Source organism: Micromonospora ferruginea, from assembly GCF_013694245.2.
GTDB lineage: Bacteria > Actinomycetota > Actinomycetes > Mycobacteriales > Micromonosporaceae > Micromonospora > Micromonospora robiginosa.
Genome location: NZ_CP059322.2, coordinates 5,620,869 through 5,635,286 on the forward strand (window position 1 = coordinate 5,620,869; position 14,418 = coordinate 5,635,286).

The window sequence follows — 14,418 nt, forward strand, 5'->3', positions numbered from 1 at the left end:
GTCGCCTCCCTTTCGTCGGGTCGACCGTCCACGCTAGCCGCTCGTCGGGGACCGCGGTGGCCCGTGGCGGGGCGCCGGGCCGGGCACGACGCCCCGGCCCGGCGCCGAGGGTTCACGACGCGTACGCGCCGAACGAGTCCAGGCGCAGGCTGCTCGGCCCGGTCGTGCCGCCGGGGTAGAGCGACAACTGCGTGACCGAACCCAGGTCGAGCGGGCCGGGCGTGGCCCACGGCGGCGGCGCGAAGTCGGCGAACGGCACCTGCACCACCCGGGGTTCCGTGCCGGTGAACGTCAGCGTCTTCTCCCAGTAGAAGCCGGACGCGACGAACTGGACGGTCACCTGCTGCCCGTCCGCGCCCGGCTCGACCCACATCCGCAGCCCGGTGGTGCCGCGCCAGTCCTGCGCGGCCGGCAGGTTGTGGATGACGCCCGCGTATCCGCTGGCGCCGGGGGTCCAGCTCAGCCGCATGCTGTGCCCGCTGCCCTCGCCGGCCGGGGCCAGCGTGGTGGTGATCGGGTCGCCGCCGCCGTTGCGCGGGTAGGCGGCGGTCAGCGCCTCGTCCGAGGGGTAGGTGTCGAAGTCGTCGACCACCACCCCGGGCAGGTCGGCGCGGCTGGTGAACGCGGCGTCCGTGGTGGTCGAGCCGTACCCGTTGGTGGCGGTGACCCGCACGTGCAGGGTGGCCCCGGCGGGCCAGGCCGTGGTCGGCGTGAAACCGGGGGTACGCAGGCCGGACACCGCCACCAGCGGTGCGCTGAGGTCGGCGTGCTCGGAGACGGTCAGCGAGTAGTAGGCGGTGCCCGGCGCGGCCGACCAGTCCAGCGCCGCCAGGCGGCTGACACCGGTCGAGTCCGGCGCCGGCGCGGTGAGCGCGAACGTGCCGGGCGCGGTGCTGGTCACCGAGTCCGACCGGGCGGACAACGCGACGGAGGCGACGGCGAAGCGGGCGTCGCGCCGCCACACCACCCGGATCCCGCCGACCGCGCGCAGCCCGGTGACGGAGAGCGTCCACCGGCCGTGGCCGGCCTTGTCGACGCGGGGCCGTACCGCCCGCCACCCGGTCGTGCCGTCGGCGGACACCTCGACCACGGCCCGGGGGCGTCCGGCGGAGGCGACCGTGACGGTGGCGGCGGTGAGGTCGTCCCGGCGGTAGCGCAGCTCGCCCGACCGGCCCCGCGCGGGCGCCACCAGCACCCCGTCGGCGGTGGGCGTGCGGCGCAGCGAGTCGCTGTGCCCGGCGCTGACGAACCAGTCCTCCAGCGGGTCGTACGTCTGGTCGCTCGTCGGGTCGGTGCCGACCGGCGCGGACACGGCCACGGCGGCGCCGGTGGTGTCGACCGCCACCACCCGGTAGGTGACCCGGCCGGCGGGCGTGGTCAGGTCGTACCAGGGTGCGTCGTCGGCGCTCAGCAGCCGGGCGCCGCTGACGGTGGCCCAGGCCCCGCCCGGTCCGCGTCGCTGCACCAGGTAGCCGGCTGCGCCCGCGGTGCCCCGCCAGCGCAGCGTGGTGATGCCGTAGTCGGCGTCGACGGCGGTCAGCAGCGGACGGTCGCCGGTCACCGCCGGCGCGGGGCGTCCGGACATCGTCGCGGCGAAGCGGGTCAACGCCGAGACGGCCGCCCGCATCGCCGGGGTGTCGCCCGGGTAGTGCACGGTGAAGCCGTCGCCGTGCGGCACGAAGCCGGAGTGGTCGTGGTGGCCGAAGAGCGACCAGAACAGCGCGCCGCTGACGTCTGGGTTGGCCGCGACCTGGTCCAGCAACTCGTCGGTGGCCTGGCCGGAGCCGTACTCGCCGGCGATGTAGACCTTGCCGGCGGCGGTGGCCGCGGCGGCGTCGGCCGCGATGCCGGCGGCGGTGGGCGGATAGTAGTGCGAGTCGCTGATGTCGACGTGCGGCGAGGCCAGCACGGCGGGGTCGGTGCCGTGCTGGCTGCCGGCCGCGACGAGCTGCCGGGGGGCGAGCGTCTTGACGTGGCCGGCGAGGTCGTCGACCCAGTCGGCGGTCATCCCGTTGAGTTCGTTGCCCAACTCCCACGCCATGATCGTCGGATCGTCGACGTACGCCTTCCCGGTGTAGCGGTTCACGTGGGTGAGCAGCGTGCGGACGTACTGCTTGAAGGCGGCCCGTGCGGCCGGGTCGGTGTAGAACAGCGCGCCGTCGTCGTCGGTGCTCAGCCCGAGCCAGCGCAGGAAGTCGTACCGGCCGCCGTGGTAGTACTGCCAGTTGTCGGTGAGCGGGACGACCAGCCGCAGTCCCTGCCGGCCGGCCTCGGCGATCGCGTAGTCGATGCGGTCGAACGCCTCCGGGTTGACCTGGCCGAGCGTGGGTTCCAGCGACTTCGGGTGGCCGGTGGAGACGCCGAGCGTGTGCGCGCGGACCACGGTGGCGCCCATCCGCCGGGCCGTGGTCAGCCCGTCCCGGATCCGGAAGTAGGTCGGGTAGTCGACGGCCGGCGGGTCGGCCGGGTCGATGCCGCCGACGTTCTCGTCCAGGCCCAGCCAGTACGCGTTGGGCCCGGCGAACCGGAACGGCCGGCCGGCGACGGTCAGCCGGGTGCCGTCGCGGACCACGAACGCCGGGTCGGCGCGCCGGGAGGGTGGGTCGGGTGCGGCCGGCCGGCCGGCGGCGACCGCCGGTGGGGCGGACAGCGCGCCGGTCGCCAGCACGGCGACGAGCGCGATGGCGGTCCGGCGGATGCGCAGTGTCATGGGAACCTCCGCGACTGTGCCGCCGGGGCCGGCGGCGACCGAGCGGCGACGGCGTCCGTCGATGTCCGGCCGTCGCCATCGCTCACTGAACCGGTTAAGGTAACGAGCGTCAAGCGTCGGAAACACCGCGTTATTCGAACGTTATCGATGACGTCACGAGCCCGGCCGGGACGCTGCCTCGGGCTGAATCGGTTAACGGATCGCCGCAGCCGTCAGGCCCGCTCACAACCGCTCCGGGGTGCGGATGCCGAGCAGGTCCAACCCCTGGTGCAGCACCCGCGCCGTCAGGTCGCACAGCAGAAGCCGGCTCTCCCGCACCGGCCCCTCGGCCCGCAGCACCGGACACCGCTCGTAGAACGCGCTGAACGCGGCGGCGAGCCGGTGCAGGTACGCGGCCAGGTGGTGGAACTCCAGGCTGCCCGCCACCGTGTCGACCACCGCCGCGAAACCGGCCAGCTCGATCGCGAGCGCCCGCTCGGCCGGCTCGGTGAGCGCCGTCTCCGCGTCCGGCCGTGCCGCGACCCCGGCCCGCCGGAAGATCGACCGGATCCGGGCGTACGCGTACTGGAGGTACGGCGCGGTGTTCCCGTCCAGCGACAACATCCGCTCCCAGTCCAGCACGTAGTCCTTGTGCCGGTCGCCGGACAGGTCGGCGTACTTGATCGCGCCGATGCCGACCGCGCGCCCGACCTCGGCCGCCTCCGCCTCGCCCAGCTCCGGATTCCGCTCCCGGGCCAGCGCGGTGGCCCGCTCCACCGCCTCGGTCAGCAACCCGACCAGCTTCACCGCCCCGCCGGCCCGGCTGCGCAGCATCCGCCCGTCCGGCCCGAGGATCGACCCGAAACCGACGTGCTCGGCCCGGGCCGGCGGGGCCAGCCAGCCGGCCTGCGCGGCGGTCGCGAAGACCATCTCGAAGTGCCGCCGCTGCGGCAGCCCGACCACGTAGAGCAGCCGGGTCGCGCCCAGCGTGCCGGTCCGGTGCCGCACCGCGGCCAGGTCGGTCGCCGGATAGCCGTAGCCACCGTCCGACTTGCGCACGATCAGCGGCAACGGCTCGCCGTCCCGGCCCACCGAGCCGGGCGGGAACACGCAGTCGGCGCCCTCGCTGCGCCGCAGCAGCCCGAGCCGGTCCAACTCGTCGACGGTCGGCGCGAGCAGATCGTGGTAGCTGCTCTCCCCCCGGAAGTCGGCCCGGGACAGCGTCACGTCGAGCAGGTCGTAGACGGTCAGGAAGTAGCTCTCGGACTGCGCCACCAGCATCCGCCACAGCCGCACCGTCGCCGGGTCGCCGCCCTGCAACGCCACCACCCGCAGCCGCGACCGCTCCCGGAACGCCTCGTCCTGGTCGAACTTCGCCCGCGCCGCGGTGTAGAACGAGTCCAGGTCGCCCATGGACAGCTCCTGCGCCGCCTCGGCCTCGCCCAGGTCGACCAGGTGCTCGATCAGCATTCCGAACGGCGTGCCCCAGTCGCCGAGGTGGTTGGCCCGCGACACCCGGTGTCCCAGCCACGCCAGCGTCCGCGCCGCGGCGTCCCCGATCACCGTCGACCGCAGGTGCCCGACGTGCATCTCCTTGGCCACGTTCGGCGCCGAGTAGTCGACCACGACGGTCGCCGGCTCGGCCACCACCGGCACCCCGAGCCGGGGGTCGGCGGCCAGCGCGGAGACCAGGTCGCCGAGCGCCCGGTCGGCCACGGTCAGGTTGAGGAAACCCGGCCCGGACACCTCCACCGCCGCGCACAGGTCGGCCAGCTCCGCGCGCTCCCGTACCTCCTCGGCGACCGCCCGCGGCGGCCGGCCGAGCCGCCGCGCCAGCGCGAGCGCCGCGTCGGACTGGAAGTCCGCGTGCTGCGAGCGCCGCACGACCGGGTCCACCGGCACGCCGGCCACCGCCGCGAACGCCGGCGCCAGCCGGTCGGTCAACACCTTTTCAAGATCCATGGGTACGCCGATCTCGCTCGATCCGCCGCGCGGATCACCGGATGGAAGGCGGCGGAGCGAGGACGATCGACGAGGACCGGCGGCTCGATCCGCCGGTCGCAGGAGAGGGAAGGCTCAGCGCAGGCGGTCGCGGGACCGCCGGCGTCGCAGCGCGCCGAGCCGGACGTCGGGGGACGCCGTCGGGTACGCCTGCGAGCTGCTCATGCCGGCAGCGTAACCGCCCGGCCCGGGGGTGGCGCAAGCGCTCAACCCTGCCGGTAGCTCTCCGAGTAGTAGGTGCCGACCTGTTCCCGGTAGTCGGCGCGGGCGAAGTCGTCCGGGTCGAACGCCGGGGAGTCCTTCACCTGGTCCCGGGTCCGGTCCACGTGCACGACGCGCTCCAGGTGGTCGACCCGGGCCACCGTCCCGGCCGGCAGCAGCACCTTCTTCCCGAAGATCCACGGGCCGGTGTCGACCACCAGGTACCGCGCGTCGGCCTCCTCGCTCGCCTCGTCGATCGAGCCGATCCGGCCGTCGGTGGCCTCCACCCGATAGCCGGTGAGGTCGATCGGCGTGCCGGGGCCGGGCGCATCCACCCGGTCGTCGCCGCCCTCGGTGCGCTGGCGTGGCACGTCGTCCGGGCTCGTCTGGTCGTAGCCACCGGCGAGTGCGGCCGGGTCCCGCCAGGCCCACGGATTGAACGGCTGCATGCTGGCACCTCCGTGATGTCGTCTCGGCACGTGGACAGTGCCCGCAAGACCGGCGGAGGAAACGAGGCCGGGCGGGCGGACCCGGCCGATCGGTGGTGCGGTCTCCTGCGTCCGGGCGGGCGCTGGATCGCCCGTCGTGACCGTCCTCGAAGGTGGTGCCGCTGGCATACTGGCCGACCATGGTCCTGTCGCGTGGTTGGTCGTTGTTCCTGGTGGGCGTCGGGGTGTGGACCTGGGTGATCTGGCCGCGGTTCGCGGTCGCGATCTGGAACGACACCCGGGCCTGGTCGACCGGCGCCGTCGGCGAGGGCGCCCCGACCGCCTTCCTCTGGGTGCACGCGCTTCTCATCGCCGCCTCCCTGGCCATCGGTACGACGGCCGGAGTGCTGGGCGTGCGCGGCTGGCTCGCCACTCGTCGTGCCGGTCGGCGCTGAGCTGCGGATATAGCTGCCAGGTGATGATGTGACGCGGGACCCTACCCCTGGATTTGACGATCAAACCCGCAGACGCGTAACTTTCTCTCTGCCAGCGCGGAACGGGGCAAACGGGACGAAAGCCCGGAGGTGCCGATCCAAGCGGGTGACCGGGTTCGCCGGGGGTGTTCCACCCCTGAGGGACGCGGTCCGGGCGGGGCTCGGCGAAACGCCGCAGGGCGGATTTGGCGGAGCGGAACCGACCGGGTAACGTTGTCGACCGGCAGGGCACCGGGCGAGCTTGCGGGAGACCGCAGCGGCCGGCCTGCCAAATCCGATGATCAGACGCAGGGGTTCGCCGCTGCGTGTGCTCACCGGCGCCAACCCGTACGAAGCATGACAGACCGGGACACACGGTTTGACACGGCGAAGACGGTGCGGTAACGTAGTAAAAGTGCCCGGCGCGAGAGCGGCGGGTGTGGTGAACGAAATGCCCCGGGTCGGGGGCCTCCTGGTGGGGGTTTCCGGTGTGGTGTGTGGTTGTTCTTTGAGAACTCAACAGGGTGCTTGTAAAGCCAGTGCCAATTGTTTTATACCCCGGACTGGTCAGGCTTTGGTCTGATTCGGTTGGGATTCCTTTGGCAACACTTTTGTTGCCAGGACATTGTGTCCGACAAAGTTTTTGTTGGAGAGTTTGATCCTGGCTCAGGACGAACGCTGGCGGCGTGCTTAACACATGCAAGTCGAGCGGAAAGGCCCTTCGGGGTACTCGAGCGGCGAACGGGTGAGTAACACGTGAGCAACCTGCCCTAGGCTTTGGGATAACCCCGGGAAACCGGGGCTAATACCGAATATGACTACTGATCGCATGGTTGGTGGTGGAAAGTTTTTCGGCCTGGGATGGGCTCGCGGCCTATCAGCTTGTTGGTGGGGTGATGGCCTACCAAGGCGACGACGGGTAGCCGGCCTGAGAGGGCGACCGGCCACACTGGGACTGAGACACGGCCCAGACTCCTACGGGAGGCAGCAGTGGGGAATATTGCACAATGGGCGGAAGCCTGATGCAGCGACGCCGCGTGAGGGATGACGGCCTTCGGGTTGTAAACCTCTTTCAGCAGGGACGAAGCGTAAGTGACGGTACCTGCAGAAGAAGCGCCGGCCAACTACGTGCCAGCAGCCGCGGTAAGACGTAGGGCGCGAGCGTTGTCCGGATTTATTGGGCGTAAAGAGCTCGTAGGCGGCTTGTCGCGTCGACCGTGAAAACCTGGGGCTCAACTCCAGGCCTGCGGTCGATACGGGCAGGCTAGAGTTCGGTAGGGGAGACTGGAATTCCTGGTGTAGCGGTGAAATGCGCAGATATCAGGAGGAACACCGGTGGCGAAGGCGGGTCTCTGGGCCGATACTGACGCTGAGGAGCGAAAGCGTGGGGAGCGAACAGGATTAGATACCCTGGTAGTCCACGCTGTAAACGTTGGGCGCTAGGTGTGGGGGGCCTCTCCGGTTCCCTGTGCCGCAGCTAACGCATTAAGCGCCCCGCCTGGGGAGTACGGCCGCAAGGCTAAAACTCAAAGGAATTGACGGGGGCCCGCACAAGCGGCGGAGCATGCGGATTAATTCGATGCAACGCGAAGAACCTTACCTGGGTTTGACATGGCCGCAAAACTTGCAGAGATGTAAGGTCCTTCGGGGGCGGTCACAGGTGGTGCATGGCTGTCGTCAGCTCGTGTCGTGAGATGTTGGGTTAAGTCCCGCAACGAGCGCAACCCTCGTTCGATGTTGCCAGCGCGTTATGGCGGGGACTCATCGAAGACTGCCGGGGTCAACTCGGAGGAAGGTGGGGATGACGTCAAGTCATCATGCCCCTTATGTCCAGGGCTTCACGCATGCTACAATGGCCGGTACAATGGGCTGCGATACCGTGAGGTGGAGCGAATCCCAAAAAGCCGGTCTCAGTTCGGATCGGGGTCTGCAACTCGACCCCGTGAAGTCGGAGTCGCTAGTAATCGCAGATCAGCAACGCTGCGGTGAATACGTTCCCGGGCCTTGTACACACCGCCCGTCACGTCACGAAAGTCGGCAACACCCGAAGCCGGTGGCCCAACCCTTGTGGAGGGAGCCGTCGAAGGTGGGGCTGGCGATTGGGACGAAGTCGTAACAAGGTAGCCGTACCGGAAGGTGCGGCTGGATCACCTCCTTTCTAAGGAGCACCATCCAGCGAAAGCTGGTATGGAGCCCGCGACCTGCGAATGTCGGGTCGGGGTGCTCAGATGGCGGAGACACTGGCAAGTTTGTCCTCGGCAACGGCTGGGGGTGCCTAGTACAGCCACTTCGGTGGTGGGAACGGATGCCTCTGGTGCGGCTGGGGAGGAGCGTAAGCACCCTGTTGGGTCCTGAAGGAACAACCATCGGTTGTTTTCTTCGGAGCCTTGGAGCGGACCGTGAGGGTTCGTCGGGCGCCAGGCATGGCCTGGTCTCGCATACCGCCGGCGGTTGCCGGGTTTGGTGTGGGACGTGTCGGGTTGTGGGTTGGTTGTTTGTTGAGAATTGCACAGTGGACGCGAGCATCTTTGTGGTCAAGTTGTCAAGGGCGAACGGTGGATGCCTTGGCACCAGGAGCCGATGAAGGACGTGGGAGGCCGCGATAGGCCTGGGGGAGCTGTCAACCAAGCTGTGATCCCAGGGTGTCCGAATGGGGGAACCCGGCATCAGTCATGTGATGTCACCCGCACCTGAACACATAGGGTGTGTGGGGGGAACGCGGGGAAGTGAAACATCTCAGTACCCGTAGGAAGAGAAAACAATTTAGTGATTCCGTGAGTAGTGGCGAGCGAAAGCGGATTGAGGCTAAACCGGCGGCGTGTGATACCTGTCAGGGGTTGCGTGGTCGGGGTTGTGGGACCCTGCTGATTGTGCTGACACACAGTCGAGAAGTTACAAAGCCAGTGGTTAGTCGAACAGTCTGGAATGGCTGACCGTAGACGGTGATAGTCCGGTAGGTGAAAGCTGCTGGTCTTCTGTGGGTGTTCCCGAGTAGCGGCGGACTCCTGAAATCTGCCGTGAATCTGCCAGGACCACCTGGTAAGCCTAAATACTTCCTGGTGACCGATAGCGGACGAGTACCGTGAGGGAATGGTGAAAAGTACCCCGGGAGGGGAGTGAAATAGTACCTGAAACCGTTCGCCTACAATCCGTCGGAGCCTTACGGGGTGACGGCGTGCCTTTTGAAGAATGAGCCTGCGAGTTAGTGGCATGTGGCGAGGTTAACCCGGGTGGGGGAGCCGTAGCGAAAGCGAGTCTGAATAGGGCGTATTCAGTCGCATGCTCTAGACCCGAAGCGGAGTGATCTAGCCATGGGCAGGCTGAAGCGCGGGTAAGACCGCGTGGAGGGCCGAACCCACCAACGTTGAAAAGTTGGGGGATGACCTGTGGTTAGGGGTGAAAGGCCAATCAAACTCCGTGATAGCTGGTTCTCCCCGAAATGCATTTAGGTGCAGCGTCGCGTGTTTCTTGCCGGAGGTAGAGCACTGGATGGTCTAGGGGGCCCACAAGCTTACCGAAATCAGCCAAACTCCGAATGCCGGTAAGTGAGAGCGCGGCAGTGAGACTGCGGGGGATAAGCTTCGTAGTCGAGAGGGAAACAGCCCAGATCACCAGCTAAGGCCCCTAAGCGTGTGCTAAGTGGAAAAGGATGTGGGGTCGCATAGACAACCAGGAGGTTGGCTTAGAAGCAGCCACCCTTTAAAGAGTGCGTAATAGCTCACTGGTCAAGTGGTTCCGCGCCGACAATGTAGCGGGGCTCAAGCACACCGCCGAAGCTGTGGCATTCACATTTTAACTTCGCCAGGTCTTGATATCTGGTGCAGGTGTGTGGATGGGTAGGGGAGCGTCGTGCCGGGGGTGAAGCGACGGGGTGACCTAGTTGTGGACACGGCACGAGTGAGAATGCAGGCATGAGTAGCGAAAGAAGGGTGAGAAACCCTTCCGCCGGATGACCAAGGGTTCCAGGGCCAGGCTAATCCGCCCTGGGTGAGTCGGGACCTAAGGCGAGGCCGAGAGGCGTAGTCGATGGACAACGGGTTGATATTCCCGTACCCGCGAAAGAGCGACCCTGACGAACCTCGTTGTGCTAACCACCCGAGCTGCCGGATACCTTCGGGTTGATGGTGGGGAGCGTGGGAACCTGGCGGGTAGTAGTCAAGCGATGGGGTGACGCAGGAAGGTAGCTGAGCCCGGCCGGTGGTTGTGCCGGGGTAAGCGTGTAGGCCGTGCCGTAGGCAAATCCGCGGTGCATGTAGGCTGAGACGTGATGCCGAGCCGATTCAGGTGAAGTCAGTGATCCTATGCTGCCGAGAAAAGCCTCTAGCGAGTTCTTAGCGGCCCGTACCCCAAACCGACACAGGTGGTCAGGTAGAGAATACCGAGGCGATCGGGCGAACTGTGGTTAAGGAACTCGGCAAATTGCCCCCGTAACTTAGGGAGAAGGGGGGCCGGAGACGTGAAGCCCCGCGCGGGTGGAGCGTTGTATGGCCGCAGAGAGCAGGGGGAAGCGACTGTTTACTAAAAACACAGGTCCATGCGAAGAAGTAATTCGATGTATATGGACTGACGCCTGCCCGGTGCTGGAACGTTAAGGGGACCTGTTAGCTCTTCGGGGCGAAGCGGAGAACTTAAGCGCCAGTAAACGGCGGTGGTAACTATAACCATCCTAAGGTAGCGAAATTCCTTGTCGGGTAAGTTCCGACCTGCACGAATGGCGTAACGACTTCCCCACTGTCTCAACCACAGGCCCGGCGAAATTGCATTACGAGTAAAGATGCTCGTTACGCGCGGCAGGACGGAAAGACCCCGGGACCTTTACTATAGCTTGACATTGGTATCTGAATTAGCTTGTGTAGGATAGGTGGGAGCCGGTGAAGTCCATACGCCAGTATGGGTGGAGGCAATCTTGAAATACCACTCTGGTTGATTTGGGTATCTAACTTCGGACCGTTATCCGGTTCAGGGACAGTGTCTGGTGGGTAGTTTAACTGGGGCGGTTGCCTCCTAAAGGGTAACGGAGGCGCCCAAAGGTTCCCTCAGCCTGGTTGGCAATCAGGTGTTGAGTGCAAGTGCACAAGGGAGCTTGACTGTGAGACTGACAGGTCGAGCAGGGACGAAAGTCGGGACTAGTGATCCGGCACTGGCATGTGGAAGCGGTGTCGCTCAACGGATAAAAGGTACCCCGGGGATAACAGGCTGATCTTCCCCAAGAGTCCATATCGACGGGATGGTTTGGCACCTCGATGTCGGCTCGTCGCATCCTGGGGCTGTAGCAGGTCCCAAGGGTTGGGCTGTTCGCCCATTAAAGCGGTACGCGAGCTGGGTTTAGAACGTCGTGAGACAGTTCGGTCCCTATCCGCCGTGCGCGTAGGATACTTGAGAAGGGCTGTCCCTAGTACGAGAGGACCGGGACGGACGAACCTCTGGTGTGCCAGTTGTCCCGCCAGGGGCACGGCTGGTTAGCTACGTTCGGAAGGGATAACCGCTGAAAGCATCTAAGCGGGAAGCTCGCTTCAAGATGAGGTATCCCACCCACATTGTGGGGTAAGGCCCCCAGCTAGACGACTGGGTTGATAGGCCGGAAATGTAAGCCCGGTAACGGGTTCAGTTGACCGGTACTAATAGGCCGAGGACTTGACTACCAAGCTGCTACGCGTCCACTGTGCAACTCAGAACAAACAAACAACCCGAGGGTTGGTTGACATGTTCATAGAGTTACGGCGGTCATGGCGGAGGGGAAACGCCCGGTAACATTCCGAACCCGGAAGCTAAGCCCTCCAGCGCCGATGGTACTGCACTCGGGAGGGTGTGGGAGAGTAGGACACCGCCGGACAATCTTTCAATGAGGGCCACCCCCGACGGGGTGGCCCTCATTGCGTTTCCGCCGGGAATCGCCACGACCGACCCGCCGCATCTCGTACCGTCGAGCCGGGACCGCCCCGCGCGTCCCCCGCCGGCCTGGCGGATCCAGAAACGTGACATCGCGTACGGCCGGGTTCGTGCACGGAACGGACCCGCCGGGGTACAGGAGTGGTCATGGAGATCGGAATCATCGGGTCGGGGCACATCGGGGGCACCCTCACCCGTCGTCTGCGTTCACTCGGCCACGACGTCGCGGTAACCAACTCCCGCGGCCCGGAGAGCCTGACCGACCTCGCCGCGGAGACCGGCGCCCGGGCCGCCGCCCTGGAGGAGGTGGTCCAGGGTGCGGAGCTGGTGGTGGTCGCGATCCCGCTGAAGGCGGTGCCGGACCTGCCGGCCGCGCTCTTCGACGGCAAGCTGGTCGTCGACGCCAACAACTACTACCCGCAGCGCGACGGCGACGTCGCCGAGCTGCTGGACCGCAGCCTCAGCTCCAGCCGGTGGACGGCCGACCACCTCAAGGGCGCCCGGGTGGTGAAGACGTTCAACAACATCCAGGCCGCGCACCTGATGGACCAGGGCAAGCCGGCGGGCACGGCGGGTCGGATCGCCCTGCCGGTGGCCGGCGACGACGAGGACGCCAAGCGGGTCGTCATGGGCCTGGTGGACGAGCTGGGCTTCGACCCGGTCGACGCGGGCACCCTGGACGAGAGCTGGCGGCAGCAGCCGGACACCCCGGTCTACGGCACCGACCGCGACGCGGACGGCGTCCGGGAGGGGCTGGCCGCGGCACGGCCCTGACCGGCACCGAGCACGACGAAGGCCCCGCCTCGGCGGGGCCTTCTCGCGTGTCAGGTGTCAGGCGCCGGGGTCCGGGGCGCAGATGAAGCGCGGCTCGGCGTCGTAGCGCCAGCTGAACTTCTCCCGCTTGATGACCTTGCCGTCCTTCTTGATGACCCGGAACGCGTCCTGGGCGAACCCGACACCACCGGCCGCGGCGATGCAGTCCGGACCGGGCTTGAGGTAGACGGTCTTCGGCTGGGTGACGTTCCGGCGCGGGCCGTACTCGGTCTTCACGCTGTCGTAGATCTTGGTGCTCCAGATCGACACGGTGATCGAGCTGCCCGTGTACGAGGTGTCGATGAGCACGCCGTGCGGCGAGTTGTTGCGGAACTTGAAGTCGAGCTGCGGCCAGTAGATGGTCGACTCGATCACGGCCGGGTAGCGGCTGAAGTAGAACGAGTGCGGCTTGTGCTCGACGTCCTCCATCCCGGCGTAGTACGAGGCGTTGAACAGCGTGGTGGTGAACTGCGAGACGCCGCCGCCCACGCCCGGCACCAGCTTGCCGTTCACGATCGTCGGCGCGTCCTGGTAGCCCTGGTCATAGCCGCGCTCGCCGGTGTGGGCGTTGAGCGAGAACGTCTCCCCCGGCTTCACGATGGTGCCGTCCACGTCCTTGGCCGCCTGCACGATGTTCTGGCTGCGCGGGGAGGAGAGGCCGCCGGTGAACCGGGTGGTGAAGGTGGAAACGCGCTCCTTGATGCCCAGCTCGGCCAGCTTCGCCTCGGTCAGCTCCGGTGTGGCCGGCTTGAGGGCGGCGGTGACCGTGCGGTCGGTCGACTTCGGCAGCACCGCGAGCAGGGCCGGGCCCAGCGCGGCGGCGTCGACCTGGCGGCCGGCCCGGCTGGGCACCACCTTCGGCTTGCCCCCGGTGATGGTCAGCCCGGCGTCACGCGGCTCCACCTCGAGCTTGCCCAGCTTGCCGCCGAGCGCGGTGCGCAGCCGCTTGACGTCGACCCGCGGGGTGACCTTGCCGTCGTCGTCGGTCGAGAAACGCAGCGCCCGCGCGATGGCGGCCGGCGGGATGGTGACCGAGCCGCCCTCGGTGGTGAGCGTGACCGGCGCGGCGACGGCCGGCCGGGCCAGCTCGGTGACGAGCCGGTCGACCTCCTCCCGGGAGGTCGCCGGCCACTTCTCCACCAGCGGCACGGTGACCGGCCGGGCGGCCAGCCACGCCGCGGTGACGGCCTCGGTCGCGCCGGCCGTGTCCACGGTCAGCGCCGGCTTCGGGTAGACCGGCTTCGGCGTGGTGCCGGTCCAGATGACGGTGGGCATGGTCATCTCGCGCCCCTGGCTGCCCATCACCTTGCGCAGCGCGGCGCCCAACCGCTCGGCGTCCACGGTCACCACCGGCTCCACCGTGCGGGAGCCGACGAGGCGGCTCACCGCGTGCGCGTCGGCGGCGGCGGCCGCCGCCACGGTGGCGTCCACGTCGATGGCGAGCCCGACGTCGGCCGGCTTCAGCTCGGCCTTCTTCTCGCCCACGGTCACGCCGACCGGCGCGTTCAGCGCGTCGGCCCGGCGTTCCAGCTCGGCGCGGAGCGCCCGGGCGGCGTCGGCCCGGCTCCGCCCGCCCAGCTCGGTGCCGAGCACCTCGGTGCCCCGGGGCACGTCACCGGCGTACGCGTAGGCGCCGAGGCCGATCCCGCCGGCGAGCAGCGCGGCGGTGAGCCCGCCGGCCAGCAGCAGCCGGGCGCGTCGGGAGCGGGTCGGCTTCCCGCCGTCGGCGGCGGGCGGTGTGGCGACCGGCTCCAGCTCGACTCCGGGCCAGCTCACCGCCGCCACCTTGACGGTGGGCCGGTCGTCGGCAGCCGGCATCTTCTCGCCGCTCATCGTCACTGCAACCTCATCGGGAATACGCGTGCGGGGACTGCTTCCCCCGCGGGAGACACCTACGGTAACCAACGCTCGGGCCGGTCGGGAG

Annotated in this window: 6 protein-coding genes and 3 rRNA genes; 5 read left to right on the forward strand and 4 right to left on the reverse strand. The window is 67.7% G+C overall.

All coding sequences use genetic code 11. The features are described 5' to 3' along the window. Window positions 1–112 precede the first annotated feature (112 nt). The 3 genes from H1D33_RS25035 to H1D33_RS25045 all read right to left on the reverse strand — a co-directional run bounded on the left by H1D33_RS25035 (window position 113) and on the right by H1D33_RS25045 (window position 5,340). Window positions 113–2,710 (reverse strand): carbohydrate binding domain-containing protein, encoded by a 2,598-nt coding sequence (locus tag H1D33_RS25035; RefSeq protein WP_181570835.1) that lies wholly within the window; start codon window positions 2,708–2,710, stop codon window positions 113–115. Between the two features lie 222 nt (window positions 2,711–2,932). Further along, entirely contained in the window at window positions 2,933–4,651 is a 1,719-nt protein-coding gene (gene argS / locus H1D33_RS25040; RefSeq protein ID WP_181570834.1) for an arginine--tRNA ligase, read from the reverse strand. A gap of 245 nt (window positions 4,652–4,896) precedes the next feature. Next, window positions 4,897–5,340 (reverse strand): PRC-barrel domain-containing protein, encoded by a 444-nt coding sequence (locus H1D33_RS25045; RefSeq protein WP_181570833.1) that lies wholly within the window; start codon window positions 5,338–5,340, stop codon window positions 4,897–4,899. Between the two features lie 152 nt (window positions 5,341–5,492). Between H1D33_RS25045 and H1D33_RS25050 the strand changes: the two genes are divergently transcribed. The 5 genes from H1D33_RS25050 to H1D33_RS25070 all read left to right on the forward strand — a co-directional run bounded on the left by H1D33_RS25050 (window position 5,493) and on the right by H1D33_RS25070 (window position 12,455). Beyond that, entirely contained in the window at window positions 5,493–5,774 is a 282-nt protein-coding gene (locus tag H1D33_RS25050) for an SCO4848 family membrane protein (protein ID WP_414685439.1), read from the forward strand. Window positions 5,775–6,435: 661 nt separating this feature from the next. Then, window positions 6,436–7,950, forward strand: a 16S ribosomal RNA gene (locus tag H1D33_RS25055). Window positions 7,951–8,324: 374 nt separating this feature from the next. Then, a 23S ribosomal RNA gene (locus H1D33_RS25060) occupies window positions 8,325–11,434 on the forward strand. 74 nt (window positions 11,435–11,508) lie between these two features. Next, window positions 11,509–11,625: ribosomal RNA gene (gene rrf, locus H1D33_RS25065) — 5S ribosomal RNA — on the forward strand. The 16S, 23S and 5S rRNA genes sit together here, the layout of an rRNA operon. Before the next feature lie 203 nt (window positions 11,626–11,828). Further along, the gene (locus tag H1D33_RS25070; RefSeq protein ID WP_181570832.1) at window positions 11,829–12,455 is read left to right on the forward strand and encodes an NADPH-dependent F420 reductase; all 627 of its coding nucleotides are present in this window, start codon (window positions 11,829–11,831) and stop codon (window positions 12,453–12,455) included. Between the two features lie 57 nt (window positions 12,456–12,512). Here H1D33_RS25070 and H1D33_RS25075 read toward each other — a convergent pair whose 3' ends face one another. Further along, on the reverse strand, window positions 12,513–14,327 hold the full coding sequence (locus tag H1D33_RS25075; protein WP_181570831.1) for a VanW family protein: 1,815 nt from the start codon (window positions 14,325–14,327) through the stop codon (window positions 12,513–12,515). Window positions 14,328–14,418 lie beyond the last annotated feature (91 nt).

Coding starts and splice junctions, on each gene's coding strand:
- H1D33_RS25035 (WP_181570835.1), bottom strand. CDS start 2,710: ATGACACTGCGCATCCGCCGGACCGCCATCGCGCTCGTCGCCGTGCTG.
- argS (WP_181570834.1), bottom strand. CDS start 4,651: ATGGATCTTGAAAAGGTGTTGACCGACCGGCTGGCGCCGGCGTTCGCG.
- H1D33_RS25045 (WP_181570833.1), bottom strand. CDS start 5,340: ATGCAGCCGTTCAATCCGTGGGCCTGGCGGGACCCGGCCGCACTCGCC.
- H1D33_RS25070 (WP_181570832.1), top strand. CDS start 11,829: ATGGAGATCGGAATCATCGGGTCGGGGCACATCGGGGGCACCCTCACC.
- H1D33_RS25075 (WP_181570831.1), bottom strand. CDS start 14,327: ATGAGCGGCGAGAAGATGCCGGCTGCCGACGACCGGCCCACCGTCAAG.